Raw genomic sequence first — 24,613 nt, forward strand, 5'->3', positions numbered from 1 at the left:
TGCGCCGCAGTAGCGAACAGATCAAGGCTGGCGGGACCATGACCCTCCGTTTCATCCTTTTCGGCGCACTTGCCTTGTCAGCCTGCACCGCCTCGGCACCGCCCGCCAAACCGCCGCTCGAAGGCGCCCGGATCGGCGGCGCCTTCACGCTGACCGACCAGAACGGGCGGACGATCACCGAGCGTAAATTCGCCGGGAAATACCGGATCATGTATTTCGGCTACACCTTCTGTCCCGATGTGTGTCCGACGGATGTCCAGGCGATCGGCGCCGCGGTGAAAAAGCTTGAGGCGACCGACCCCGCGCTTGCCGCGAAGATCGTGCCGGTGTTCGTGACGGTCGACCCGGCGCGCGATACGCCCGCCGTGCTCAAGCAGTTCGTCTCCGCCTTCCACCCGCGCATGGTGGGTCTCACCGGCACCGACGCGCAGATCGCCAAGATCAAGACCGAATACGCCGTCTATTCCAGCAAGGGCGACGCATCCCCCGGCGGCGGCTACCTCGTAAACCACTCGCGCCAGGCCTATCTGATGGGCCCGGACGGCAAGCCTCTCGCTTTGCTGCCGCAGGAACAAGGGCCCGACGCAGTGGTGACGGAAATCAAGCGCTGGGCCCGGTGAGCGCGCGCTTCTGGGAAGATACGCCGATCGACCAGCTCGACCGCGGCCAGTGGGAAGCGTTGTGCGACGGCTGCGGCAAATGCTGCATCCACAAGCTCGAGGACGAGGATACCGGCGAGCTCGTCGCGACCAACGTCTCGTGCCGTCTGCTCGACCGGCGCAGCGGGCAATGCTCCGATTACCGCCACCGCCACGCCTATGTCCCCGAATGCGTGCGGCTGACGACCGGCAACGTCCGCGGGATCGACTGGCTGCCCTCGACCTGCGCGTACCGACTGCGTGCGGCCGGCGAGCAATTGCCCGAATGGCACTATCTCGTCTGCGGCGACCGCGAGGCCGTCCACCGCGCCAAGCAATCGGTCCGCGGCTGGACGATCAGCGAGGACGAGGCCGGCGAGCTCGAATATCACGTGATCGACCGCGAGCTCTGACTCGGTGATAGCCCGATGATCGAGGGCCTGGAGATTGTTCGTCACCCGCGCGCACGCCGCGCGCGTCTGTCGATCGATCCCGCGAGCGGCCGGGCTAGGCTGGTCCTCCCCAAGCGTGCGGCGCTGAAACAGGCGCTGGCCTGGGCCGAGGACAAGGCCGACTGGATCGCCGAACAGCGCGCGCTGCTCCCCCAGCCGCGCCCATTCGTGCCCGGTGCGGTCCTCACCGTCGCCGACGAGCCGCTGACGATCGAGTGGACGCCGGGCAGCCGCCGAACCGTAGTTCGCGAAGGCTCGGTCCTGTCGCTGTCAGGGCCCCCCGAAACTATCGCGCGTCGCGTCGAGGCTTGGCTGAAACGCACCGCACTCGCCGTGCTGGAAACCGAAACCGCCGAATACGCCGCCAAGGCCAAGGTGACCATCGCGCAGGTCGCGGTCGGCGATGCGAAGGGCCGCTGGGGCAGTTGCGCATCGAGCGGCGTCATCCGCTACAGCTGGCGGCTGATCCTCGCGCCAAGCTGGGTGCGCCGCGCCACCGTCGCGCACGAAGTCGCACACCGCGTCCACATGAACCACGCGCCGGTCTTCCACGCGCTGGTCGAGCAACTCTACGGCGAAGACCCGACGCCCGCGCGTGTCTGGCTACGCACGCACGGCGCTGGCCTTCACTGGTTCGGGCGCTCTTCCTGATCGCTCTGGAAGCGTTGCGTCTGGACCTGGTCGCGTGGTCCATCTCGGGGCACGTCGCGCTGAAGCGGTTGCCGCCCCGCTGGTGACGGCTCGCGCCGCTCACGCCCGGTAACCCGGTCGATCCAGTCCTGATTCAACTGCTGCGGCGGCGTTGCGAGGACTTCTGGCTGATCCGCATCGGGCCGCGGGATCGTGTCGCCGGTCTGCGCGTCGGTCGGGACCGGCGGCTGGCCCTGCTCGATCGGATTACCGTCCGCGTCGACCGCCATCTGGCCATTGTCGGGCTGCCCGAAATAGCTCTCCTCGTCAGGCTCGAGCTGCCACTCGGGTAGCGTGACCTTCGTATCGAACTGCTCGATCGGACGGTTGGCCGTCGCTGGCTTCATGAACGCAGCCCAGGCCTTGGCCGGCGCGGTGCCGCCGTGCAGGCCGGCGATCGGCTTGGCATCATCGCGACCCATCCACACACCCGTGGTGATGCCACTGGAGAAGCCGAGGAACCAGCCGTCCTTCGATGCGGTGGTCGTGCCGGTCTTGCCCGCGACCGGGCGGCCGATCTGCGCGGCACGTCCGGTGCCGGTGTTGACCGCGGTCTGCAGCAGGTCGGTCATCTCGGCGGCGACATAGGGCGCGACGAGCACATGGCTGCGGTCGACCTCGTGCGTATAGATCGTCTGGCCATTCGCCGTGACGCGCGTGATCCCGTACGGAGTCACCGCCACGCCCTTGCTGGCGACCGACGCAAACGCGCGCGTCATGTCGATCACGCGAACCTCCGACGTGCCCAGCACCATCGACGGATGCACGTTGACCGGGGTGGTGATCCCGAACCGCCGTGCCATGTCGGCGACCGTGTTGAAGCCGACCTCCTGGCCGAGCTTGGCGGCGACGGTGTTGAGCGAATAGGCGAACGCGGTGCGCAGCGACACCGCGCCGGAGTTGCGGCGGGAATCGTTGCGTGGGCTCCAGCCGTTGATCGTGACGGGTTCGTCGACGATCGAATCCTCCGGCTTGTGGCCGGCCTCAAGCGCGGCGAGGTACACGAACAGCTTGAACGACGAGCCCGGCTGGCGGACCGCCTGTGTCGCGCGGTTGTAGATCGACGAGACGTAATCCTTGCCGCCGACCATCGCGCGGACCTCGCCGCCGCGATCGAGCGCGACCAGCGCACCCTGTGCGCCGGGTGGGGCATTGGCGCGGATCGCGTCGTCCGCCTGGCGCTGCATCGTCAGATCGAGCGTCGTCCAGACTTCGAGCGGTTCGGTGGTCTCGTCGATCAGCGTATCGAGCTGCGGCAACGCCCAGTCGGTGAAATACCGCACGCTGTTCTGCCTGGGCTCGGGCGCCAGTTTCAGCCCGGACACGTCCGCATCGGCAGCCTCGGACGCGGTGATTGCGCCGGTTTCCTGCATCGTCTCCAGTACGACACCCGCGCGGCCCATCGCCGCCTCGGCATCGGCGGTCGGCGAGTAGTTGGACGGCGCCTTGACGAGGCCGGCGATGACCGCAGCCTCGGCGAGGCTCAGATGATCCGCGCCGTGGCCGAAGAATTTCCGGCTCGCCGCGTCGATCCCGTAGGCACCGCCGCCGTAGTAAACCTTGTTGAGGTACAGTTCGAGGATCTGGTCCTTCGAAAACTTCCATTCGAGCGCGAACGCCAGGATGCCCTCGCGGAATTTGCGGCCGAACTTCTTCTGGTTGTTGAGGAAGACGGTGCGCGCGAGCTGCTGCGTGATCGTTGAGCCCCCTTGCGTCCAGTGTCCGCGATCGAACCGCACCTTCACGGAGCGCGCGATGCCGACCGGATCGACGCCGATATGCGACCGGAAGCGGCGATCCTCGACTGAGACGGTCGCGTCGCGCATCACCTTGGGGATCTGGCCGTAGGGCAGCCACTCGCCGAAGCTCGGGCCCATCGACACGATCACGGTGCCGTCGGCGGCATGGACGCGGATCATCTGGCCGTTGGGCGACGACTTCAGGCTGTCGAAACTGGGGAGCTGCGACATCGCGATGTAGACCGCGATCGCCAACGCACCGAGCGCGAGGACGCCGATCCCGACCATAACCTGGAGAAAGACGACCAGCCGCCGTCGCCAGCGTGACGCCGGGGGAGTTGGGGACCGACGGGACGGGGGAGCAGAACGCGTACGAGCCATGTGGCCGCAGAATTACGCGCGATGGTCCCGCCCTACAAGCGACATCAGGCCGCGACGTTCGCTTTGCGCGGCCGGAATTCGAGCGAGAGCGAGTTCATGCAATAACGCTGCCCGGTCGGCGGCGGACCGTCCGGGAAGACGTGGCCCATATGGCTGTCGCAGCGCGCGCACCGCGTCTCGATGCGAGTCATGCCGTGGCTGCGATCGGCGTGATCGGTAACCGCATCGGGGCCGATCGGCTGGGTGAAGCTGGGCCAGCCCGAGCCGGAATCATATTTGACCGCGCTGTCGAACAGCTCGTTGCTGCACGCGGCACACCGGTAGATGCCATCGGCCTTGGTGTCGTTCAGCACGCCCGCGAACGCGCGTTCGGTGCCGGCTTCGCGGAGCACGTGATATTGCTCGGGGGTTAGCCGCTTGCGCCACTCGGCCTCGGAAAGATTGAGCTGGTCCATGGACATGCATCTCGTGCTGGCGGGGCGGTATTCAAGGTTGCCCCATTCTGGTTGCGTTCGCGATGACCTGGATCAGTGTGGGGCGCAGGAAAGGGAGCAGCCATGCGGCGCGTTCGCTCTCGGCGATGTGGCGGACGATGCCGGCGATTCCGATCGGGCGGGCGAGGCGGCGGGCGAAATCCTCCTGCCAAGCGGATGCCGCCGTCGGTCCGCCTTTTTCGTAGGCGCGCGCGGCAGCGGCGCCGCTGGCGAGGGCGATGCCCATGCCTTCGCCCGCGAGCGACGGGATGACGCCTGCCTGATCGCCCAGTCGGAAGAGCGCGTCGACGCCGGTGCGCTGGCGCCAGCCATAGGGGACGTTGGCGATTGCATCGATCTGTGCGCTGGGGTCGATCAGTGCGACCCACTCGCCGAGTGCGGGCATCTCTCGGCCGAGGGCTTCGAGCAGTTGCGCAGGGGAGCCAGCTGCCTGAAGCCTCGAACGATGGACCGCCATGCACAAGTTCGCGGTACCGTCCTCCTGCATCGCCAAGCCGGCGTAGCCGCGGTCGAACAGGTGAAGCTCGATGCCGCCGGCGAGCGATTTGCTCAGTGCAGGCGAGGGGGCGATCCTTACCCGGATCCCCAAGGTCGGGTCGGCACCGCGTGCGTCCTCGGGGCGCGCCATACCGCGAACGTCGTGTTTGCCGCTCGCGAGGAAGAGCGCGTCTGCCGCGATCGTCGCACTGTCCGCGAGCCGTGCGCTCGTTCCGTCGATCTCGCGCACGGTGACGCCGCGCTCGACCGGCGTGCCTAGCCGTTCGGCTCCAGCCAGCAGGACCGTATCGAGCCGGTGGCGGGTAACCGAGACCGCCGGATGGGGGAGGGCGGCCTCCGCGCGGCGATTGCCCGCGAAAATGCGCGCGCGCGTCACGCGTTCAGGGTTCAACGTGTCCGGATCGATCCCCAGCCCGGCCAGCGTCTCCAGCGTCCGCCAGCTGAGGAACCCGCCGCAGATCGCATCACCGGTCTCGCGAGATCGCTCGACGAGCAGGTGGGGCAAGCCGGCGCGCGCAAGACCGATCGCGGTCGCGGCACCGGCGAGCCCCCCGCCGACGATCAGCGCAGGCGTTCGACGCATAACCGGAACGGGAAGACGCGGCGAACCCTCGCCTCGGTGATGCCGGCCTCGGCGAGCAGCGGCGGCCATTCGTCTGGGCGATAGCTGCGGGCGATCGACAACGTGCCGTCGTGGCGCACGATCGGATGCCAGCGTGCGATCGCCGCGAGAACCGGGAAGCCCCAATGCGCAAAGCCGTGCCGGTGAAGGTCGTTGACGAACCACCCCGCGCTCGCGTGGCGCTCCATGAAGCGCAGGAACGCGATCAGCTGGTCGTGGCTCATGTGATGCGCGACGAGGCTGCTGACGATCACGTCCCACGGCTCATGCGCAAGGTCGGCATAGTCGCCCGTGACGTAGCGGATGTCGCCGCCATGCGCCCGCGCCGCTTGTTCGCTGCGCGGGTTGAGGTCGACCCCGACCAGTTCCGCCTCGATACCCTTCGCCTTCGCCCAGCGTGCGATCCGCCGCAGCATGTCGCCGTCACCGAACCCGACGTCGAGCAACCGGAAGCTTTTCCGTCCCTTGGTCGCACGCGCGAGAAAGTTCAGCGTCGGGCGGCGCGCCATCGTCACCGTGTTGACCGTCGCCAGATCGCCGACGACGTCTGCATAGGTCGCCGCGTCGAGGTCGTCGGCGTCCATCAGCTCTTCGGCCTGGCTGCGAACCGCGAGGCTCATGCCGCGCTCCGGAATCCGAAGCCCTCCGCCGCCAGGCCGGGCCCGAACGCGAGTGCCACGCCGTGCTCAACCCGCGGCCCGGCGAGCAGTCGCTCGAATACGAACATCAGCGTCGCCGACGACATGTTGCCGTTCTCCGACAGCACCTGACGCGACGCGGCGAGTGCATCCGGTTTCAGATCGAGCGAATGCTCTACCGCGTCGAGGATCGATCGACCGCCGGCATGCACCGCCCAAGCGTCTATCTCGTTCGGCTTTCGCCCGTCGCTGACGATATCGCGGAACGCCGCATCGGACAGCGCGGTGGCGATCCGTCCGGGAACCTCGCCCGACAGATGCATCGCGAACCCCGCATCGGTGACGTCCCAGCGGATCAGGGTCTCGCTGTCGGCCAGCGTCGCGGCGAACGGCGTGTCGAGCGCGAACCCGGTGGCGTCCGCCGTCACCAGCGCCGCCGCGGCACCATCGCCGAACTGGAGCATCGCCAGCAGCGATTCGAGTTCACTCGCGGGTTGCAGGTGCAGCGTGGACAGCTCGACGGTCACGACCAGTACGCGCGCCCGTGGCTCGGATCGGACGATGTGGCGGGCGCTGCGCAATGCCACGACCGCGGCATAGCAGCCCATGAAGCCGATCAGCAGCCGCTCGACGCTGGATGCGAGGCCAAGCCGCCGCGCGATGATCTGGTCGATGCCGGGCGCAACGAAGCCGGTGCAACTCGCCACCACGAGATGCGTGATGCCCTCGACCGCGATCTTGTCGCGCAGCGCCTCGATCGCGCGGATCGCCAGATCGGGGGCGTGCTCGGCATATAGCGTCATGCGGGCGGCCGTTCCCGGATGCGGCTCGACTGCGTAGAAGCCGGCATCGTCGATCGGCGAACCCCCGTTCGCGGTCGGCGGCAGCACCGACCAGCGGTGCGCGATACCCGATCGCGCCGCCATCCGGTCGAACACGCGTTCCGCGCGGGCATCGACCCGCGTCCGTGCCCAGCCAATGAAGGCGGTGTGGATATCATGACCGGGAACTGCGGAACCGACGGCATTCAGATAAGCGGACACGATACCCTTTCGCATGCGATCGAGCCCTAACGCACCACCCGATCAAACGGCTTGCGTCTGACCACGGGGGAACCGATCCGGCATCGAACGGGGTGTCTGTAAACGATGGGGACCGCCGATGACATCGTTTCGGCATCGCTGGCGTCCCGGAACGGTTCGCGCCCGATATCGGCGATCGAGCCGAATTCCGAGTCTGACAAATATACGAACTGCGTTTTCAAGAGGTCGACCTGGAATGCGCAATATCGAAACCATAATGGATTGATTTAATCGATCGATATTGGATCGATTAAGGGAAATATAGTCGGCGATGTGCATTCGATCTTCATATGGTTACCGATTTTTGCAGGTTTGGGTTGAATTTGCGGTGCGGTAGTCGACAATGACGGTGCGTCGGACCTGTACGTCCGGGTCGGTTCGGTTGGCGACGTGCGATAGCGGCTACAGGCTGCGGGCATCGTTTTTTGGCTGGGTGTCGGGTGTAACAACGGGGGCAAGGGGAGCCTTGAGTGAAAAACGAGTCCGTCGTCGAGTTGATCAAGGATCTGACCGCGAAGCTGTCGGCGGTCGCCGAAGAGTTCAATGGACGAGTCGCGCAAGCCGCGGAGCCAGTACCGGTCGGCGATGAGCCAAGCGACGACGCGCTCATCGAACATGCCACCCTGGTGCTCGCGGAGCGACGGATGCGCCGCAAGTTCCTCCCCGCAGAATTGTTTCACGAGCCCGCCTGGGACATGCTCCTCGCGTTGTTCGCATCGCGCGACGACCGGATGCCGATGAACATCAAGGCGCTGGTCAGCATGTCCGACGCGCCGGTGACCACCTCGCAGCGCTGGATCGAGCATCTCCACAAGCTGAAACTAATCGACCGCGTCATCGATCCGACCGATCGGCGACGGATCGAAGTGTCGCTGAGCCATGTCGGCGACCAGGCCATGAAATCCTACCTGCGCGCGCTGCTGAAGCGATAACCACCGGGGATTTCGCCAACGTCCGCGTTCGCGTCGTTGCTGGAAGTATGCCGAGGAATTTTACAGAATTGGCATCCTGATCCGTTATGGTTCTTTGCCGAAGACTAAACACACCGAACCGGATGTTGTTGTATTAAGTATCAAAATGCAGATGCAAAAGCCCGTTTTGAGTTGGTAGTATTTGATTAAGTGGCGGTGGACAATTTGGTCTCGATCAAAGGATTGGGACAAAATTGGTTCGTCGTATGTCAGGATGTGCAGGAGAAAACGGCGCGCTTCGGTGCGCTCGCGTGGCTTTGCGCCTCGCCTGCATGATCGGGACTGCGATGTCGCAATCCGTCCCGGCGCAGACGTTTTCGGATGCTGCTACGGGGACGCCCGCCGGTACGCCGATCGTCAACACCGCGGCGCTTCGCTACGATCTTGGCGGGACGACGGGATCGACCACGTCGAACACCGTCTCGATCATCGTCGCCGAGCGGCTGGACGTCGCGCTGGTGCGCGATGGGCAGGGCGCGATCGTCGTCACGCCGCGCCCGCTCGCGGTCCCCTTCACGCTGACCAACCGCGACAACGGCAACGAATCGTTCGTGCTGGCAGCCAGCGTGTCGCCGGGTGCGGTCGCGTTGCAGGCGCTGGTGATCGATGCCGATGGCGACGGCCTCTACGATCCGGCCAAGGATAGCGCGCCGGTCGACGGCAGGACGCCGCAGCTCTCGCCCGGCCAGTCGATCAAGCTGCTGGCGATCGTCGTCGCCCCGGCCGGCACCGCCGCGGCGAATGCCACGCTGACCGTCACCGCGCGCTCGACGACGGGGTCGGGCCAGACCGGCAGCGCGTATGCTGGCATGGGCGATGGCGGCGGCGATGCGGTGGTCGGGCGGACCGGCGCGATCGCCACCGTTTCGGTCCCGCTCGGCACCGCGCTTGCCGGCCCGGCGCTGTTCAAGAGCCAGTCGGTGCGGGCCGCGGACGGATCGCAGAACGCCGTACGCGACGCGGTCATCACCTACACGCTCGAAGCGCGCTTCAGCGATGCCGTCACGGGCGCGCGCATCGTCGATCCAATTCCCGACGGCACCGTCTTCGTCCCCGGCAGCCTCATGCTCGACGGCGCCGCGCTGACCGATGGCGCGGATGGCGACGCGGGGCGCTTCGAAGCGCCCGGCGCGCAGGCGGGCACCACGCAGCGCGGCGGGATCGCCGTCGCGCTCGGCCAGGTCGCCGCGGCCTCGGTCCACACCGTCCAGTTCAAGACCAAGATCCAATGACCAGACATCTCAAGAGGAGCACGTTCATGACCACACGCCCGATGATTGCCATCGTTCTCGCAGCTACCACTGGCACGGTGTCCGCCGCGGCGGGTCCGTTGCAGGTTACCAGCAGCATCCTGGTCGAGAGCCGCAGCGCCGCGGCCGACGGCACCACGCGCGTCGCGTTGGTCAAGCCGTCGAAGGTGACGCCTGGCGACAAGGTGATCTTCGTCCTCGCCTATCGCAACACGGGTGCGCAGCCGCTTGCCAACGTCGTGCTGGCCAACCCGTTGCCGCGTCAGATTTCCTACCGCTCGGCCAATCCCGGTTCGCCGGCGCCCGACGTGTCGGTCGACGGCAAGACTTTCGGTTCGCTTGATTCCCTGCGCGTCCGCAGCCTCGACGGCAGCACGCGCGCGGCGAGCCCCAACGATGTCACCAGCGTCCGGTGGCGCCTCGCGAGTCCGATTCCGGCCGGCGCGCAAGGCCAGTTCGCGTTCCAGGCCGTCCTGAAATGATACCGTTCTCTCACTCTCCCCAAAACTAAACACACCGCAGAAGGAAGACTTAGAAATGCATGCAACAGGGGTAATACGCACGTTGCTGGCCGGAACGGCCGCCATCGTGTCGATCGGTACTGCCAACGCACAAACGCCGGGTCCGGCGGGTACCGCCGCGGGTACCACGATCACCAACACCGCGCAGGCGAGCTACACCGTCAACGGCGTGCAACAGACCGCGGCATCGAACGCAGCGACGTTCGTGGTCGATCGCAAGGTCAACCTGACCGTCGTCCCGGCGACGCAGAACAACACGCAGGTTTCGGTCGGCCAGCCCAATGCCGTCGTCGCGTTCCAGCTGACCAACAACACCAACGGTACGCAGGACTTCCTGCTGTCGGCGAGCCAGACGCCGATCCAGGGGCTGTTCACGGGCGATAACTTCGACGTGAGCAACATCCGGATCTTCGTCGATTCGAACGGCAACGGCACGTATGACGTCGGCGTCGATACCGCGACCTATATCAACGAACTCGGCGCCGATCAGACCGCGACGGTGTTCATCGTCGGCGACGTGCCGAACCAGCAGACCGCCGCGCTTGCCGGCATCACGCTGATCGCGCAGGTCGCAGCGGGCGGCAATGCCGCGGCGCAGGGCACGGCGCTGACGCCGAGCATCCTCGCCAACGACGACAACGCGATCGATATCGTCTTTGCCGACAATGATTCGGACGGTCTCGGCGCCGACATTGCCTATAACGGGCAAGGGCGCGCTTCGCTCGGCTACGAGATCACGACGCGCAACGTCGCGCTGACCGTGACCAAGTCGTCGGTGGTGGTCTCCGATCCGGTATCGGGCGTGCTGTTGCCAAAGGCGATTCCGGGCGCGGTCGTGCAATATTGCTTGGTGGTCAACAATGCGACGCTGCTGGTTCCGGCGAACAACGTCAATTTGACCGATATCGTCCCCACCAACACGACCTATGTGCCGGGTTCGATCACGATCGGTGGCCTCGGCGTCGGCGGCGCCTGCGTACTGAACGGCTTCCCGGCGAACGACGACGGTTCGGCGATCCCGCTCACCCCCTTCACCGGTTCGTACGATGCCGGGACGAAACGGGTGACCGCGACCATCCCGACCCTGCTCGGGGGTACGTCGGTCGCGGCAAGCTTCCGCGTGACGATCAACTAAACCCGCCCCTCGCGAACAAGGAACGACCGATCCCGGCGCGTGGCGACACGTGCCGGGAGAGGACCCTTCATGTCCAGCTTTCGTCGCCTTTCGCGCCTTTGCGCGCCCTTGTTGGGAGCCCTGTTGGGTCTTGCCGCTGGCACGATGCCGTCGGCAGCGCAGACGGGCGCCCCGACGGGTCGTATCCAGAACACCGCAACCCTTTCGTTCGACGATACGGGTAGCGACTCCGGGGTACGCACGGTGCCGTCCAACATGGTTTCGCTCGACGTGAACCGGGCCAAGCGTCCGACCACGCTCACATTCCATCTGCCGCCGCCCAATTACGAGCTCAAGGGCGCGAAGTGTCAGACCTCCCCCAGTTTCCAGTTCACCCCCGCGCCGATCGACGCCGAGACCTTCGCGAAATCGCCTTGGGTGGCGGCGATCGATATCTATGCAGACATGCTCCTGGTGCTCGACAACCAGGCCGGCAATCATGATCCCGACGTGCGCGAGACGTCGATCATTAACGTCGACGTCGGCACGCTCCACACGACCTTGGCGCTGACCGAGACCGCGGTCGACAGCGGCATCTTCGTCGGCGGGATCCCTGCGACCGCGACCGGCAAACACCCCGAGTTGCAGGCCTGCGACGTCCGCAACATGCGCGGCGCGACGATCAAGCTGAGCTTCGTCGAGGACGGCTACAGTCTCGCCTCCATGGCGTCGCTGCTGATCGATCCGGCGGGCTACACGTTCGATTCACGCACCGGCGCGCTGGTCGATGGCACGACCGTGTCGCTGGTCGACGAGAGCGGCCAGCCGGCGACCGTGTTCGGCGACGACGGCGTCAGCCGCTATCCCTCGACGGTCGTAACGGGCGAGGCCGTCACCGACGCCAGCGGGCGCATCTATCCGGGCGAGACCGGGCGCTATCGCTTTCCGTTGTCCGCGCCGGGCCGGTATTTCCTGAAAGTCGCACCGCCCGGCACCTATACCGCGCCGTCGACCGTCGACCGCGCCACGCTGGCCGCGTTGAAGGACCCGCAGGGCAGGCCGTTCATCCTCAACGACACGAGTTTCGGCGGTGCGCTGACGCTATCGACGCCCGAGCCTTTTTCTGCCGACATTCCGCTGGATAGCCCCGGCGCGGGCACGCTGCTGCTGACCAAGGTCGCCTCCGTCCGCGAGGCGTCGCCGGGCGATTTCGTCCAGTATCTGCTGCGCATCACCAACCGCGATTCGATTCCCGCGCGGGGTCTGCACGTCGCCGATACCTTGCCCAGGGGCCTGCGCTACGAACGTAATTCCGCGCGCGGCGGCGACGAGCCGACCGTGTCGACCGATGGTCGTAGCCTCGACTTCGCGATTCCAGTGCTCGCCGCCGGCGCCACCGCAGAGCTGAAATACGTCGTCAGCATCGCGCCTGGTGCACCGACCGGCGAGGCGCTCAATCGCGCGCGTGTCGCGGGGCAGGGTTCCATCACCAGCAACGAAGCCGCCGCCTCCGTGCGCCTGCGTCCGCTGCTGTTCACCGACGCGATGACGATCATCGGTCGCGTGACCGAGGGGAATTGCGGCGATCCGGTCGACAAGCGCAAGGGCGTGCCCGGAATCCGCCTGCTGATGGAGGACGGCACCTTCGTCGTCACCGATCGCGACGGCCTGTACCATTTCGAAGGCGTCCGCGCCGGCCGCCACGTCGTCCAGATCGACACCGCGAGCATCCCCGCGACGCACGCGCCGGTCGCCTGCGACATCGACACGCGCCAGGCCAACAGTCCGATCTCACGGTTCGTCGAGGGCGATGGCGGGCTCCTGAAGCGCGTCGATTTCCAGCTGAAGCCGACCGGCATCGCTGCCGTCGCCGATGCCGGCCTCCCTGTCGCGATTGCCGACGACGCCACCGCCGCGGGCAACCGCGACTGGCTCGGCGCTGGGCAGGCTGCGGGGATTGACTGGCTGTTCCCAAGCGCCGACTACAACCCGCGCGCACCGATTTCTCGCGCGGTCGTCAAGCACCTGCCCGGCCAGCGCGTCGCGCTGACGATCAACGGCAAGCAGGTCGAGCCGCTCGCGTTCGACGGGACCGACGCGCGCGACGGCAGCCCCGTGGCGGTGTCGCGCTGGTCGGGTATCCCGCTGGTCGACGGCGACAATCATCTCGGCGCACGCATCCTCGCCGAGGACGGCAGCGTCGTGAAGGTCCTCGATCGTGTGGTGCATTTCTCGGGTGCGCCGGTCCGCGCGGTGTTCGATGCCGCGAGCAGCCGCCTCGTCGCCGATGGCCTGACCCGTCCGCTGATCGCGGTGCGCGTGACCGACAAGACCGGGCGGCCCGTTCGCGCGGGTACGCTCGTCCCGTTCACCGTCGACCAGCCCTATACCGCCGCCGTCGAGGCGGAACTCGAACAGGGCCGTCAGCTTGCGGGCCGCGAACGCTCGGCGACCACCGCGCGCGTCGTCGGCGACGACGGCCTCGCCTTCATCGCGCTCCAGCCGACCACGCAGGCCGGCGCCGTCCACGCGGTCGTCTCGCTGACCGAGGACAAGCTGGTCCACAGCCACGAGATCCGCGCCTGGCTCGCCGCGTCCGCCAAGGACTGGGTCGTGGTCGGCTTCGGCGCGGGTTCGCTCGGCTACGACATGCTCAGCAAGCGCCAGTCGGGCCTGCCGAGGTCGCAGCGGGGCAGCGTCGTCACCGACGGCCAGCTCGCCTTCTACGCCAAGGGTCGCGTCAAGGGTTCGTGGCTCGCGACGATCGCGTATGACAGCGACCGCAAATACGATCCCGATCGCGGGCTGCTCGGCACGATCGACCCCGATCGCTACTACACCGTCTACGGCGACGGCTCGCGCCAGGGCTATGACGCCGCCACCCGCCGGAAGCTGTACCTGCGGCTCGAGCGTCGGGAATTCTATGCGCTGTTCGGCGATTTCGAGACCGGCTTCACCGACACGCAGCTGACCCGCTACAACCGCACGCTGAACGGCGTGAAGGCCGCCTATGAGGGCAAGCGGATCCGCGCGACCGGGTTCGCCGCCAACACCGACACGCTGTATTCGCGCGACGAAATCCAGGGCAACGGCCTGTCCGGTCCGTACCGTCTGTCGGGCCGCAACATCGTCCCGAACAGCGACAAGCTGCGGATCGAGACGCGCGATCGCTTCCGCTCCGAACTGATCGTCGCAACCACCGAGCTGACGCGGCACATCGACTACGACATCGACACGTCGATGGGCACGGTCCGCTTCCGCCAGCCGATCCTCAGCCGTGATTCGAACCTGAATCCGATCTTCATCGTCGCCGACTACGAGGTCGAGGGCGGCAAGTCGGCCAAGCTCGCCGCCGCTGCCCGCGTCGCGACCAAGTTGGCCAACGGTCGCGTCGAAGTCGGTGCGGCGGTGATCCGCGACGAGACCGTCGGCAAGGCCACCGTCGTCGGCGCCGACATCAAGGCCCGCGTGACCGCCAACACCGAACTGCGCGGCGAGATCGCCAAGGGCGGACGCCTCGGGCTTGGGCAGGGCCTAGCCTACCTCGCCGAAGTCGATCATCACGGTTCGAAGCTCGATCTGCTCGCTTACGCCCGCCAGCAGGATACCGCGTTCGGTGTCGGCCAGCAGAACCTCGTCGAGGCGGGTACGCGGAAGTTCGGGCTCGACGGCCGCGTGCGGCTGACCGATCGGCTCAGCATCACCGGTGTCGCCTGGCACCAGCAGCAGCTCGACAGCGCCGGTACGCGCACCGCCGCCGACGCGCGCCTCGAATATCGCCGCGACTCTGGTACGATCTTCGTCGGTGGCCAGTATGCGTCGGACAAGGGCATGGATGGCCGCAACCGCGACAGCCGCCTGCTCACCCTCGGTGGCAGCCAGGCGCTGTTTGGCAACGCGGTGACGATTACCGCACAGACCCAATTCGCGCCCGGCGGCGACAGCGACAGCGTCGACTTCCCGGTCCGCCACCAAGTGCAGCTCGCCTACCGGATCACGCCCGGCATCCGCCTGATCGGCGGGTACGAGATCGCCAAGGGCGACGGCTATGTCGCGCATACCAAGCAGTTCGGCGTTGACGTCGCCCCCTGGACCGGCGCCAAGCTGATGAGCACGCTGAACCAGCAGGCGATCGGCGAGAACGGCGCACGCACCTACGCGCAATACGGCCTCAGCCAGTCGGTGCCGCTCGGCAAGCACTGGACGATCGATGGCACGCTCGACGCCAGCAACACGCTGAAGGGACAGATCCCCGATGGTGCGGTGGTCAACGCGTTCCAGCCGGTCACTTCGGGTGGCTATGTCGGGCAGGACCAGACCAACGGCGACTACGCGGCGGCCACGTTCGGCGCGACCTATCGCCAGGCGCGCTGGTCGGTGAACGGGCGGCTCGAATACCGCAACGCCGACAGCGGCGATCGCTGGGGGATCACCACCAACTTCCTGCGCACGCTGGGGGAGGGCAAGACGCTCGCGTCGAGCATCAAGGCGTACACGATCAAGGACAAGACCGGCCCGGTCGCGACCTATGCCACCGCCGACGTCGCGCTCGCGTTCCGCCCGCTAGATAGCCGCTGGTCGCTGCTCGAACGCCTCGAACTGCGGCACGAGAGCGCGGACTCGGGGTTCTCGGACTCCAACGCGCTCGGCGTGCCCGCCTATGGCGGCGGCGATCAGGTGACGACGCGGGCGATCAACAACCTCGCGGTCAACTATCGCACCGGCCCCGAAGGGCTTGGCCACGGCACCGAGGCGACGGTCTATTACGGCGCGAAATACGTCGCCGGGCGGTTCGCGGACGATACGTATGACGGCTATATCGACGTCACCGGGTTCGAACTGCGCCAGGATATCGGCACGCGGATCGACGTCGGCGTGAGCGGATCGGTCCAGCATGCGTGGTCGCGCGGCGCCTGGTCGTGGAGCGGTGGGCCGTCGGTCGGGGTGTCGCCCGCGCAGAACATGTGGATCACCGCCGGCTACAACGTCTCGGGCTACCGCGACCGCGATTTCGAGGACGACCGCTACACGCGGCAGGGGCCGTTCGTCACGATGCGGCTGAAGTTCGACCAGACGACGCTCGGTGGCGCCACGCGCGCGCTGTTCGGTGGTCGACGTTAATTACAGGGAGAAAGATATATGCCGATGCCGATGCCGATGCCGATGCCGATGCAGCCCACACCCATGCCGCTGCCGCGCGACTTTACCGATCACGGCCCATGCGTCGAAGACCTCGCACAGGAGTTCGCCAAACAGGATGCGGCAACCAGCGAGGCGCTGATCGAGACGCTGGCGACGCAGGCGATCCGGCAATGGCGGCTCGACGATGCGACGTTCTGGCAACGGGTGAAGTTCCAGGCGCGTATGATTCGTGCGCAGACCGGGGCAGGGGCGCCGGCGGGGCGGCACTGAATCCAGATCTTCCCCCTGGCGGGGGAGCATACTAGCGCGGCGCCTATTTCTCGTCGGTGGTGAGCTTCACCTTGTTAGGCAACTTCTTCCCCTTGGTCCGGCGCGAGGGCAACTGGACCGGGTTCTTCTTCTTCCACTGCGCAAAGGTCATCGGGCCCTCGGGGGTCTCGATGATCGTATCGTCTATCGAACTCATGCAATACCTCCGCCAAGCCCAACGCATCACATGCCAAGGGGGGACCCTCGAAGGGGGTGTTTACTCGATCTGTAAAAAATGGTGCGGCCAAGAAGACTCGAACTTCCACGGGCTTTCGCCCACAACGACCTCAACGTTGCGCGTCTACCAGTTCCGCCATGGCCGCCCATGAAACATCACCGGGCGGACCCGGCATCTGGTAGGCGAGCGCCACTAGCAAGGGTTTGAACGCTACGCAACGCCCTTTGCGAAAAAGCGTTCGTCCAGTACCGCAAACGATGGCCGCACGCTTTCTCTCTACCGATACGCAGGCCGATCTGAGGGTCGAGACGAGGCGCGTTCTTGCGCTCGCGTGGCCGGTGATGCTGACCAGCCTCAACTGGACGATCCTCCACGTCACCGACGTGATCGTCGTCGGACTGGTCGGCGCGCACGAGGTGGCGGCGCTGGGCGCGAGCCGATCGCTGACGTTCATCGCGATCGTCACCGGGCTCGCGTGGCTGTCGGGCGTGCTGGTGCATACCGCGCGCGCCGATGGGGCGGGGGATCTGCCGCGGACCGGGCAGGTGCTTCGCGAGGGGCTCGTGCTGGGATTGCTGCTCGGGCTCGTCGTAGGTGTCGTCATGTTCACGTTCGCGGACGCGATGCTCGCCGGGATCGGTGTCGCGCCGGCGCTGGTCGAACCCGCCGGGCGGGTCGTGCGGGTGATGGCGTTCACCTATCCGCCGCAGCTGATGATCGTCGCCGCAAGCTTCTTCCTGGAGGGCGTCAGCCGGCCACGCCGTGTCGCGGTGGTGAATCTGTCGATTCTTCCGCTGAACGCCGTACTCGCCTGGGCGATGTCGGGCGGTCATCTCGGGCTGCCGGCGATGGGCGCGGTCGGTGCGGCGACGGCCACCGCGATCGCGTCGGGATTGGGGGCGGTCGGGATGATCGCCGCGGCGCTGACCCTGCCGCGCGCAAAGGAGCGCGGCGTTCGGCGAATCGATCTGGCCGCATGGCGCGGGGTGCCGGCGGGAATCGCCGCGCTGGCGGTGTTCGGGATCGTCCCCGCGGTCGCGTCGGGGCTGGAGCTCGCCGGCTTCTCGATCCTGATCGCACTGTCGACGCAGTTCGGCGACGACGTCGCGCACGCGTTCCAGATCGTGTTCTCGGTCCACAATGTCACGTTCGGGTTGGCGCTAGGGCTTGGTTCGGCGTGTGGCGTCCGCGTCGGCAATGCGGTGGGCGAGGGGGATCCCAAGGCCGGTATCTCGCGCGCGCTGATCGCCACCGGGCTGTCGATGCTCGCGCTGGGCGCGTGCGGGATCGTGCTGATCGTCGCGCGGGGGCCGATTGTCGCGGCGTTTCCGGCCGATGCCGCGACTCATGCGGTCGCGCTGGCGATGCTGCCGGTGTGGGCGCCGTTCATCCTGTTCGACGGCGCGCAGGTGGTACTGGTCTACGCGCTCCGCTCGCTCGGCGATCAGGTCGTCGCGGGCATGAACAGCATCGTAGCGTATTTCATCGTCACCGGTGGCGCGGGCTGGTGGCTGGTGCGCGCCGGCATCGGGCCGATGGCACTGGTCTATGCCTCCGGGCTCGGGATGCTGACCGCGGCGCTGTTGCACGGCGCGCGGTTCTGGATCGTGAGCCGGCGTTTGCGGCGCGCCTAGCGGGTCGCCTCGCCCGCAAAGCTCAGTTCGAGGCGCTTCGAGTTCGCCGGCACGTTCAGCGTCGCGGAGTTGAAGTCGATCGCGCCGCCTGGCGCCAGCGTGCGCTGCTGCGGGGTGATCGTCCAGCTGTACACCAGCCGCCCCTGCGCATCGCGGAGTTCGGCGCGGATGTCGGGCACGCGCTGGCGCTGGTTCGACGGGTTGGTGACCTGGCCACTGACCGCGAACAGCTCGGAGCCGTTATCCAGCTCGCGCCGCTCGATCGGATTGTCGCGCAGCCGCAGCGGAGTCTCGTCCGTGCCCAGGCCAAGGCCGAGTTTGGCCACGACGCCTGGCGCGCCAAGATAGACGATCGATCCTACCGCGATCAGCATCAGCAATCCGGCGAGCACGGCCGCGACCGTCCACCACCGCGCCGTATTGCGCCGCGCCTTGAACGGCGGTCGCTCGGCAAACGCGTCATATTTCACGACCGGATCCGCGGACACCGTCGCGTGCGTTGCAGAGACAGGCTCGGGCGCAACTGGAACATATACGGGCGGAGCAGGCGTAACCGGAATAGCCGGTGTGAAGCGCTCGGGTGTCGCGATCTGCGGGCGCGCCAGCGGAGCGAGCGGCGGCGGCAGGGGCGCGAGCGGCGTCGGCTCGGGGATCTCCAGCGCGTCCTCGACCAGCGGTGCGGGCGCCTGGAACCAGCTGTGCTTGCAATTGGCGCAGCGCACGGTGCGCCCCTCCGTCCCGATCGCGCTGTCGGGAACCAGATAGCGCGTGCTGCACTCGGGACATTGGAGGATCATGGATGCGCTTCACCAGCGGCCGCTGGAGCGCGACCGGTCTTGTGCCGAATAAGCACGCGGCCCGCATAGGTGGCAAGCTTGAAGCGGCGCGCGCTTTCATGCGAAAGCGCCGATACGGGCATCAAGCGGGCGAAAGCGGGCGCAACCACGTCATGGCGAATATCGTCCAATTCGAAAATGTAGGGCTTCGCTACGGCACCGAGTCAGACTCGGGGCCCGACGCCGGGCCGGAGACGCTGTCGGACCTCAGCTTCACGCTGCGCAGCGGTGCGTTCTATTTCCTGACCGGCGCGAGCGGCGCGGGGAAGACCTCGCTACTGAAGCTTCTCTATCTCGCACAGCGTCCGACGCGCGGCGTGATCCGGCTGTTCGGCGAGGATGCGGTGGTGTTGTCGCGTGATCGGCTACCCGGGTTCCGGCGTCGGATCGGCGTGGTGTTCCAGGATTTCCGGCTCGTCCCGCATCTGTCGACCTGGGACAATATCGCGCTGCCGTTGCGCGTCGCCGGTATGCCCGAGGCGGATATCGAGCAACCGGTGCGCGAGATGCTCGCCTGGGTCGGGCTCGGCGACCGCGCCGATGCGCGCCCGGCGACGCTGTCGGGTGGCGAGCAACAGCGCGTGGCGATCGCCCGCGCTGTCATCGCCCGCCCCGAGATCCTCGTCGCGGACGAGCCGACCGGCAATGTCGATCCCGACATGGCCGAGCGGCTGCTCCATCTGTTCGAATCGCTCAACAAGCTGGGGACGACCGTAGTGGTCGCGACGCACGACTTCCATCTGCTCGGGCGGATACCGGGGGCGCAGATGATGCGGCTCGATCGCGGGCGGCTGCTCGATCCGACCGGCTCGCTCCGCTATCCACCGACGCGGCCCGAATGATGGGAGTGTCGAAGGCGCGATCATCGGCCGAACGCCGCGTGCTCGACGAAGCCGGCGGCCTGCGTGCGATGACGTGGGTGATGGCGATCATGCTGTTCCTGACGATGCTCGCCGCTGCTCTGGGACTGGCGACGGCGGGTGCGGCACGGTTGCTCGACCGACAGTTGGCGGGGCGACTGACGGTGCAGGTCGTCGATGGAGATCCGGTGCGGCGCGACGCCGTCGCGGCGCGCGTGCTGGCGGCGCTGCGGAGCATGCCGGCGGTCGCGACGGCGACGCCCGTCGACCGCGCCGAACTCACGCGACTGCTGCAACCCTGGCTCGGATCCGATGGCGCGGACCCGCAATTGCCGGTGCCGGCGATGATCGATGTCGATCTGGCCGACCAAGACGAGGCCGCCGCTCTGCGCGTAGCGACTGCGGTGCGTCGACTGAGCCCGATCGTCCGCGTCGACCGCCATGAGAGCTGGATGTCGCCGGTCAACGACGTGATGCGCTCGCTGACGTTCCTCGCGCTGGCGCTGGTCCTGCTGATGGCCAGCGCGACCGCCGCGGTCGTCGTGCTCGCAGCACGCGCGGGGCTACAGACGCATCACGCGACGATCGCGGTGATGCACATGCTCGGCTCGACCGATCTGCAGGTCGCGCGGTTGTTCCAGCGGCGGATCGCGCTCGACGCGACGATCGGTGGTGTCGGCGGCGGCGTCACGGCGTTGCTGGTGATCGCGTTCATCGGCATCCGGTTGCACGGACTGGGCTCCGAACTGCTCGGCGGGGTGACGCTCGGCGGAGTCGATTGGGTAGTGCTTGCGCTGCTCCCGGTCGCGTTCGTCGTGCTGGCCACGCTCGCCGCCCGTGTGACGATCGTCCGCGCGTTGAGGCATATCCTGTGATCGTGCGGTTCCTCGGCATTCTGGGCCTCGCCTGGGCGTTCGGGTTCGCGGTGTTCATGCTGCTCCTGCCCAAGCCGCTCGACGGTTTCACGTCCGACGCGATCGTCGTGCCGACCGGTGGGGCAGGGCGGATCGACCGCGGCATCGCGCTGCTCCGCGATCACCAAGCGAAGCGGATGCTGGTGACGGGCGTTGCCCCGGGGGTGCGGCCGATCGATCTCGCATTGGAGTATCGCACCTCGCCCGCGCTGTTCGCCTGCTGCATCGATCTCGGCGCGGATGCGGTCGATACGCGCTCCAACGCCGAGGAGACCGCGCAGTGGGTGCGCGTGCACAAATACCGCTCGGTGCGGCTGGTGACGTCGGACTGGCACGTCGCGCGTGCGCGGATGGAACTGGCGGCGGCGCTCGACAAGAACGTCGTGATCCTTGGCGACGGCGTGCCGGGGACGCCGCGGCTCGGGACTTTGGTCAACGAATATAACAAGTTGATCCTTCGCCGGATCGCGTTGTGGATTGGATATGGCGGATGATCTGGCTGCGTAACTGGGCGTTCATGCTCGTTTTCTACACGATCTCGGTGCCGATCGTGGTGACCGTGCCGATCTCGGCATTGTTCGGCTCCCGCGCGGTGATCGTGCATTCGACGATCTGGACGCGTTTCCACCGCTGGTGTGCGCGCGTGATCCTCGGCGTGCACATCCGCGTGGAGGGGACACGGCCGACCGAGCCGGCGTTCTACGCGTGCAAGCACCAGGCGATGTTCGAGACGCTTGAGTTGCAGGCGTTGCTCGACGGCCCCGCGATCGTGTTAAAGCGCGAGCTTGCGGATATCCCGGCCTGGGGCTGGGCAGCGCGGCGCTACGGCGCGATCGTCGTCGACCGCGAGGCTTCGGCGACGGCGATGCGCAGCATGATGCGCGAGGCGACCGCGGCGAAGGCGACCGGACGCTCGATCCTGATCTTTCCGGAGGGGACGCGGGTTTCGCCGGGCGAGCATCCGCCGTTGAAGCCGGGGTTCGCCGGGCTGTATCGTGCGCTGAAGATGCCGACGGTGCCGATCGCGTGCGACAGCGGGCTGGTGTGGCCGAAGAAGGGGCCGAAGCTGCCAGGGGTGATCACGTTCCGGTTCGGCGAGGTGGTGCCGCCGGGCCTGCCACGTGAGGAGGTGGAGCAGCGAGTCCATGCGGCGATGAACGCGCTGGACTAGGATCGGAAGGATACCCCAACCAATCCACCACCCCGGCGAAGGCCGGGGCCCAATTGGGGGACGGGACGTTTTAATGTGCGCTGCTCGCGGTTACTCGAGGCTACCCAATTGGGCCCCGGCCTTCGCCGGGGGGGGCATTCTTAGGTACGGCGCGGGCTCAGCCCTTACCCGTGCGTACGCCCGAAATCCTGGACGTCGTCGTCCTGCCCCTGCTCGACGATGCTCCGGCGGATCGCCCGGGTTCGCGTGAACAGGTCGAACAGCGCATCGCCGTCGCCCCAACGGATCGCACGCTGCAAATGACTCAAATCCTCCGAGAAGCGCTGGAGCATCTCCAGCACCGCCTCGCGGTTGTTGAGGAAGATGTCGCGCCACATCGTCGGGTCCGACGCCGCGATGCGCGTGAAATCGCGGAACCCGCCTGCGGAGTATTTGATGACCTCCGACTGCGTCACTTCTTCCAGATCGCCCGCGGTGCCGACGATCGTATAGGCGATCAGATGTGGCAGGTGGCTGGTAACCGCGAGCACGCGGTCGTGATGTTCGGGGGCCATCGTCTCGACCTGCGCACCGAGCCTGCGCCAGAATTCGGACATGCGCTCGACCGCGACCGGGTCGGCGCCTTCGGGGGGCGTGACGATGCACCAGCGGTGGCGGAACAGCGTCGCGAAGCCAGCCTCCGGCCCGCTCCGCTCCGTACCCGCGACCGGATGCGCGGGAATAACGGTCGCGTTGGGCAGGGCTTCGGTCAGCGCGCGGACGATCTCGGCCTTGCAGCTGCCGACGTCGCTGACGATCGCATCCGCCGGCAGTTCGGCTGCGAACTCGGCGGCGACCTCGCCCATGATGCCGACGGGCACGCACAGGATCACCAGGTCGGCGTCGATCACCGCCGCCCCCGCCGAGTCTGCGACGTCGTCGCAGAACTGCAGCCGGTCCGCGGCCTCGCGCACGATCGCGTCGGCATCATAGCCGGTAACGCGAACCGTCGGCATCGTCGCCTGGATCGCGCGCGCCACCGACGAGCCGATCAGTCCCAGCCCGATGATCGTGACGCGCGCGAACGGCAGCATCAGGCGGCTTCGACCAGATTACGCAGTGCCGCGGTGACGCCGCGCGTTTCCGCCTCGGTGCCGATCGTGATGCGCAGTGCGTTGGGCAGGCCCTGGCCCGGCAGCCAGCGGACGATGTAGCCCGCGTCCATTAGCCCGTGATACGCGGCGTCGGCGGTCAGGCTGCCCTCGAACAGCACCAGCACAAAGTTCGCCTTCGACGGCACCGCACGAAGCCCGGCATTGCCCATCTGCCCGATCTGCTCGACGAACCAGCCACGCCACGTGTCGTTGTGCGCGCGCGTCGCGTCAACGAACGCGGTGTCGCCGATCGCGGCGACCGCCGCCGCTTGGCCCGCCGTCGTCACGTTGAACGGCGCGCGGATGCGGTGCATCGCGTCGATGATCGGCGCGCAGGCATAGCCCCAGCCGATCCGCTCGGCAGCCAAACCGTGAATCTTCGAGAAGGTCCGCGTGACGAGCACGTTCGCCTCGGTCATCGCCAGCGCGAGGCCGGCATCGTCCTCCTCGGGTGACAGATATTCGGCATAGGCCTGGTCGAGCACGAGCAGCACCGACTTCGGCAGTCCCGCATGCAGCCGCGCGATTTCCGCGCGCGGTGTGAACGTGCCGGTCGGGTTGTTCGGGTTGGCGACGAAGACGACACGCGTACGCTCGGTGACGGCGGCGAGGATCGCGTCGACGTCGGTCGCGTAATCGCGGTCGTCGACGATCACTGGCTCGGCACCCACCCGGCGCGTCGCGATCTCGTAGACCGCGAAGCCGTAGCGGACGTGGATGATCTCGTCGCCTGGGCCGGCATAGGCGCCCGCGACCAGATGCAGGATCTCGTCGGAGCCCGTGCCGTAGATCACGCGCGCCGGATCGAGGTCGTAATGCGCCGCCAGCGCCTCGCGCAGTTCCGCCGCGCCCGCATCCGGATAGCGCTCCAGCGTGCGGTCGGCGGCGTCGAATGCGGCCTTGGCGGCGGGGCTGGTGCCGAGCGGGTTCTCGTTCGACGACAGCTTGATCACCGTGCGGCCATCGTCGGTCGTCGAGCGGCCGGGCGTGTACGGCGCGATCCCCATGATCCAGGGCTTCGGCGCAGGGGCGGGCGTGATGTTTGTCATGGCCGCGGGACATAGCGGGCGGTGTGGCGCGGTGGCAAATCTTTGTGCGGGGGGTGGGGGGCCGTTTCCAAGGATCGGCACCCCGCCCGTCCAGCGTCATCCTGACGAAAGTCAGGACCCAGAGCCACGGATGTCACCGCCTGTTACCCTGGGTCCTGACTTTCGTCAGGATGACGGTGTGGTCCGGACGGTCAGCGCCCGACAGTCGGGCGTCGTAGGCGTCGGACGGGGAGGGAGGAACCTACATGGTCGCTTACCTCCCCGTCCGTCTGGCAAGGGCCAGCCACCTCCCCCTTG

The 24,613-nt window shown here is 67.2% G+C and carries 24 protein-coding genes and 1 tRNA gene; 14 read left to right on the forward strand and 11 right to left on the reverse strand.

The genetic code is table 11. The features are described 5' to 3' along the window. The first annotated feature begins 38 nt into the window (after nucleotides 1–38). Genes C8J45_RS11340 through C8J45_RS11350 form a run of 3 tightly spaced genes read left to right on the forward strand, consistent with a single transcriptional unit; the run spans nucleotide 39 to nucleotide 1,741 of the window. Nucleotides 39–620, forward strand: coding sequence for an SCO family protein (locus tag C8J45_RS11340; RefSeq protein ID WP_107963525.1), 582 nt, complete (start codon nucleotides 39–41; stop codon nucleotides 618–620). Beyond that, nucleotides 617–1,051, forward strand: coding sequence for a YcgN family cysteine cluster protein (locus C8J45_RS11345; protein ID WP_133020171.1), 435 nt, complete (start codon nucleotides 617–619; stop codon nucleotides 1,049–1,051). Before C8J45_RS11340 ends, C8J45_RS11345 begins: the two co-directional genes overlap by 4 nt. Nucleotides 1,052–1,066: 15 nt before the next feature. Further along, nucleotides 1,067–1,741 carry a M48 family metallopeptidase gene (locus C8J45_RS11350; protein WP_107963332.1) on the forward strand — a complete coding sequence of 225 codons (675 nt, stop codon included), beginning with the start codon at nucleotides 1,067–1,069 and terminating at the stop codon, nucleotides 1,739–1,741. On the opposite strand, the gene C8J45_RS11355 is transcribed toward C8J45_RS11350, so the two are convergent. From C8J45_RS11355 to C8J45_RS11375, 5 genes are read right to left on the reverse strand one after another with little or no spacing between them, the layout of a single operon-like run. Continuing rightward, on the reverse strand, nucleotides 1,717–3,900 hold the full coding sequence (locus C8J45_RS11355; RefSeq protein WP_107963333.1) for a transglycosylase domain-containing protein: 2,184 nt from the start codon (nucleotides 3,898–3,900) through the stop codon (nucleotides 1,717–1,719). The two genes, C8J45_RS11350 and C8J45_RS11355, sit on opposite strands and share 25 nt — an antisense overlap. A gap of 44 nt (nucleotides 3,901–3,944) precedes the next feature. Next, nucleotides 3,945–4,355: a peptide-methionine (R)-S-oxide reductase MsrB gene (gene msrB, locus C8J45_RS11360; RefSeq protein ID WP_107963334.1), complete on the reverse strand. Its 411-nt coding sequence runs from the start codon at nucleotides 4,353–4,355 to the stop codon at nucleotides 3,945–3,947. A 31-nt stretch (nucleotides 4,356–4,386) separates the two neighbouring features. Beyond that, the gene (locus C8J45_RS11365; protein WP_107963335.1) at nucleotides 4,387–5,475 is read right to left on the reverse strand and encodes an NAD(P)/FAD-dependent oxidoreductase; all 1,089 of its coding nucleotides are present in this window, start codon (nucleotides 5,473–5,475) and stop codon (nucleotides 4,387–4,389) included. Further along, nucleotides 5,454–6,134 carry a methyltransferase domain-containing protein gene (locus C8J45_RS11370; protein WP_107963336.1) on the reverse strand — a complete coding sequence of 227 codons (681 nt, stop codon included), beginning with the start codon at nucleotides 6,132–6,134 and terminating at the stop codon, nucleotides 5,454–5,456. Before C8J45_RS11370 ends, C8J45_RS11365 begins: the two co-directional genes overlap by 22 nt. Beyond that, a complete protein-coding gene (locus C8J45_RS11375) occupies nucleotides 6,131–7,210 on the reverse strand; it encodes a type III polyketide synthase (RefSeq protein ID WP_107963337.1) in 1,080 nt (359 codons plus the stop codon). The genes C8J45_RS11370 and C8J45_RS11375 overlap by 4 nt, the downstream gene beginning before the upstream one ends. A gap of 494 nt (nucleotides 7,211–7,704) precedes the next feature. On the opposite strand from C8J45_RS11375, the gene C8J45_RS11380 reads away from it, so the two are divergent. The 6 genes from C8J45_RS11380 to C8J45_RS11405 all read left to right on the forward strand — a co-directional run bounded on the left by C8J45_RS11380 (nucleotide 7,705) and on the right by C8J45_RS11405 (nucleotide 16,502). Beyond that, nucleotides 7,705–8,166, forward strand: coding sequence for a hypothetical protein (locus C8J45_RS11380; RefSeq protein WP_107963338.1), 462 nt, complete (start codon nucleotides 7,705–7,707; stop codon nucleotides 8,164–8,166). A gap of 326 nt (nucleotides 8,167–8,492) precedes the next feature. Next, on the forward strand, nucleotides 8,493–9,437 hold the full coding sequence (locus tag C8J45_RS11385) for a hypothetical protein (protein ID WP_146168611.1): 945 nt from the start codon (nucleotides 8,493–8,495) through the stop codon (nucleotides 9,435–9,437). A gap of 26 nt (nucleotides 9,438–9,463) precedes the next feature. Beyond that, entirely contained in the window at nucleotides 9,464–9,937 is a 474-nt protein-coding gene (locus tag C8J45_RS11390; RefSeq protein WP_107963340.1) for a DUF11 domain-containing protein, read from the forward strand. Between the two features lie 55 nt (nucleotides 9,938–9,992). Next, a complete protein-coding gene (locus C8J45_RS11395) occupies nucleotides 9,993–11,111 on the forward strand; it encodes a DUF11 domain-containing protein (protein WP_107963341.1) in 1,119 nt (372 codons plus the stop codon). A 123-nt stretch (nucleotides 11,112–11,234) separates the two neighbouring features. Then, nucleotides 11,235–16,211 (forward strand): DUF11 domain-containing protein, encoded by a 4,977-nt coding sequence (locus C8J45_RS11400; protein ID WP_258191418.1) that lies wholly within the window; start codon nucleotides 11,235–11,237, stop codon nucleotides 16,209–16,211. Between the two features lie 18 nt (nucleotides 16,212–16,229). Further along, nucleotides 16,230–16,502, forward strand: a complete 273-nt coding sequence (locus C8J45_RS11405; protein ID WP_107963342.1) for a hypothetical protein — start codon at nucleotides 16,230–16,232, stop codon at nucleotides 16,500–16,502. Nucleotides 16,503–16,545: 43 nt separating this feature from the next. Here C8J45_RS11405 and C8J45_RS19245 read toward each other — a convergent pair whose 3' ends face one another. Together C8J45_RS19245 and C8J45_RS11410 are read right to left on the reverse strand one after the other, a co-directional pair. Further along, nucleotides 16,546–16,698 carry a hypothetical protein gene (locus tag C8J45_RS19245; protein WP_175518116.1) on the reverse strand — a complete coding sequence of 51 codons (153 nt, stop codon included), beginning with the start codon at nucleotides 16,696–16,698 and terminating at the stop codon, nucleotides 16,546–16,548. Nucleotides 16,699–16,777: 79 nt separating this feature from the next. After that, nucleotides 16,778–16,864: transfer RNA gene (locus C8J45_RS11410), tRNA-Leu, on the reverse strand. A gap of 112 nt (nucleotides 16,865–16,976) precedes the next feature. Between C8J45_RS11410 and C8J45_RS11415 the strand changes: the two genes are divergently transcribed. Beyond that, nucleotides 16,977–18,353, forward strand: a complete 1,377-nt coding sequence (locus tag C8J45_RS11415) for an MATE family efflux transporter (protein ID WP_258191419.1) — start codon at nucleotides 16,977–16,979, stop codon at nucleotides 18,351–18,353. On the opposite strand, the gene C8J45_RS11420 is transcribed toward C8J45_RS11415, so the two are convergent. Together C8J45_RS11420 and C8J45_RS19250 are read right to left on the reverse strand one after the other, a co-directional pair. Next, on the reverse strand, nucleotides 18,350–19,150 hold the full coding sequence (locus C8J45_RS11420) for an MJ0042-type zinc finger domain-containing protein (RefSeq protein ID WP_107963343.1): 801 nt from the start codon (nucleotides 19,148–19,150) through the stop codon (nucleotides 18,350–18,352). The genes C8J45_RS11415 and C8J45_RS11420 overlap by 4 nt on opposite strands. After that, entirely contained in the window at nucleotides 19,147–19,320 is a 174-nt protein-coding gene (locus C8J45_RS19250) for a hypothetical protein (RefSeq protein ID WP_156359308.1), read from the reverse strand. The genes C8J45_RS11420 and C8J45_RS19250 overlap by 4 nt, the downstream gene beginning before the upstream one ends. On the opposite strand from C8J45_RS19250, the gene ftsE reads away from it, so the two are divergent. Genes ftsE through C8J45_RS11440 form a run of 4 tightly spaced genes read left to right on the forward strand, consistent with a single transcriptional unit; the run spans nucleotide 19,303 to nucleotide 22,134 of the window. Beyond that, nucleotides 19,303–20,031 carry a cell division ATP-binding protein FtsE gene (gene ftsE, locus C8J45_RS11425; protein ID WP_056054749.1) on the forward strand — a complete coding sequence of 243 codons (729 nt, stop codon included), beginning with the start codon at nucleotides 19,303–19,305 and terminating at the stop codon, nucleotides 20,029–20,031. The two genes, C8J45_RS19250 and ftsE, sit on opposite strands and share 18 nt — an antisense overlap. Beyond that, a complete protein-coding gene (locus C8J45_RS11430) occupies nucleotides 20,031–20,924 on the forward strand; it encodes a permease (RefSeq protein ID WP_107963344.1) in 894 nt (297 codons plus the stop codon). The genes ftsE and C8J45_RS11430 overlap by 1 nt, the downstream gene beginning before the upstream one ends. Beyond that, nucleotides 20,921–21,457 carry a YdcF family protein gene (locus C8J45_RS11435; protein WP_107963345.1) on the forward strand — a complete coding sequence of 179 codons (537 nt, stop codon included), beginning with the start codon at nucleotides 20,921–20,923 and terminating at the stop codon, nucleotides 21,455–21,457. The genes C8J45_RS11430 and C8J45_RS11435 overlap by 4 nt, the downstream gene beginning before the upstream one ends. Then, entirely contained in the window at nucleotides 21,454–22,134 is a 681-nt protein-coding gene (locus C8J45_RS11440; protein ID WP_107963346.1) for a 1-acyl-sn-glycerol-3-phosphate acyltransferase, read from the forward strand. Before C8J45_RS11435 ends, C8J45_RS11440 begins: the two co-directional genes overlap by 4 nt. 164 nt (nucleotides 22,135–22,298) lie before the next feature. On the opposite strand, the gene C8J45_RS11445 is transcribed toward C8J45_RS11440, so the two are convergent. Both C8J45_RS11445 and hisC read right to left on the reverse strand, forming a co-directional pair. Beyond that, on the reverse strand, nucleotides 22,299–23,207 hold the full coding sequence (locus tag C8J45_RS11445; protein WP_107963347.1) for a prephenate/arogenate dehydrogenase family protein: 909 nt from the start codon (nucleotides 23,205–23,207) through the stop codon (nucleotides 22,299–22,301). Then, nucleotides 23,207–24,316, reverse strand: a complete 1,110-nt coding sequence (gene hisC, locus C8J45_RS11450; RefSeq protein WP_107963348.1) for a histidinol-phosphate transaminase — start codon at nucleotides 24,314–24,316, stop codon at nucleotides 23,207–23,209. Before hisC ends, C8J45_RS11445 begins: the two co-directional genes overlap by 1 nt. Nucleotides 24,317–24,613 lie beyond the last annotated feature (297 nt).

It is taken from the genome of Sphingomonas sp. PP-CE-3G-477, from assembly GCF_003050745.1.
Taxonomy (GTDB): Bacteria; Pseudomonadota; Alphaproteobacteria; order Sphingomonadales; family Sphingomonadaceae; genus Sphingomonas.

Excerpts from the sequence above, each read along its gene's own strand:
- C8J45_RS11340 (WP_107963525.1), top strand. The coding sequence starts at position 39 with ATGACCCTCCGTTTCATCCTTTTCGGCGCACTTGCCTTGTCAGCCTGC.
- C8J45_RS11350 (WP_107963332.1), top strand. The coding sequence starts at position 1,067 with ATGATCGAGGGCCTGGAGATTGTTCGTCACCCGCGCGCACGCCGCGCG.
- C8J45_RS11355 (WP_107963333.1), bottom strand. The coding sequence starts at position 3,900 with ATGGCTCGTACGCGTTCTGCTCCCCCGTCCCGTCGGTCCCCAACTCCC.
- msrB (WP_107963334.1), bottom strand. The coding sequence starts at position 4,355 with ATGGACCAGCTCAATCTTTCCGAGGCCGAGTGGCGCAAGCGGCTAACC.
- C8J45_RS11365 (WP_107963335.1), bottom strand. The coding sequence starts at position 5,475 with ATGCGTCGAACGCCTGCGCTGATCGTCGGCGGGGGGCTCGCCGGTGCC.
- C8J45_RS11370 (WP_107963336.1), bottom strand. The coding sequence starts at position 6,134 with ATGAGCCTCGCGGTTCGCAGCCAGGCCGAAGAGCTGATGGACGCCGAC.
- C8J45_RS11375 (WP_107963337.1), bottom strand. The coding sequence starts at position 7,210 with ATGCGAAAGGGTATCGTGTCCGCTTATCTGAATGCCGTCGGTTCCGCA.
- C8J45_RS11385 (WP_146168611.1), top strand. The coding sequence starts at position 8,493 with ATGTCGCAATCCGTCCCGGCGCAGACGTTTTCGGATGCTGCTACGGGG.
- C8J45_RS11390 (WP_107963340.1), top strand. The coding sequence starts at position 9,464 with ATGACCACACGCCCGATGATTGCCATCGTTCTCGCAGCTACCACTGGC.
- C8J45_RS11395 (WP_107963341.1), top strand. The coding sequence starts at position 9,993 with ATGCATGCAACAGGGGTAATACGCACGTTGCTGGCCGGAACGGCCGCC.
- C8J45_RS11405 (WP_107963342.1), top strand. The coding sequence starts at position 16,230 with ATGCCGATGCCGATGCCGATGCCGATGCCGATGCAGCCCACACCCATG.
- C8J45_RS19245 (WP_175518116.1), bottom strand. The coding sequence starts at position 16,698 with ATGAGTTCGATAGACGATACGATCATCGAGACCCCCGAGGGCCCGATG.
- C8J45_RS11415 (WP_258191419.1), top strand. The coding sequence starts at position 16,977 with ATGGCCGCACGCTTTCTCTCTACCGATACGCAGGCCGATCTGAGGGTC.
- C8J45_RS11420 (WP_107963343.1), bottom strand. The coding sequence starts at position 19,150 with ATGATCCTCCAATGTCCCGAGTGCAGCACGCGCTATCTGGTTCCCGAC.
- ftsE (WP_056054749.1), top strand. The coding sequence starts at position 19,303 with ATGGCGAATATCGTCCAATTCGAAAATGTAGGGCTTCGCTACGGCACC.
- C8J45_RS11430 (WP_107963344.1), top strand. The coding sequence starts at position 20,031 with ATGGGAGTGTCGAAGGCGCGATCATCGGCCGAACGCCGCGTGCTCGAC.
- C8J45_RS11440 (WP_107963346.1), top strand. The coding sequence starts at position 21,454 with ATGATCTGGCTGCGTAACTGGGCGTTCATGCTCGTTTTCTACACGATC.
- C8J45_RS11445 (WP_107963347.1), bottom strand. The coding sequence starts at position 23,207 with ATGCTGCCGTTCGCGCGCGTCACGATCATCGGGCTGGGACTGATCGGC.
- hisC (WP_107963348.1), bottom strand. The coding sequence starts at position 24,316 with ATGACAAACATCACGCCCGCCCCTGCGCCGAAGCCCTGGATCATGGGG.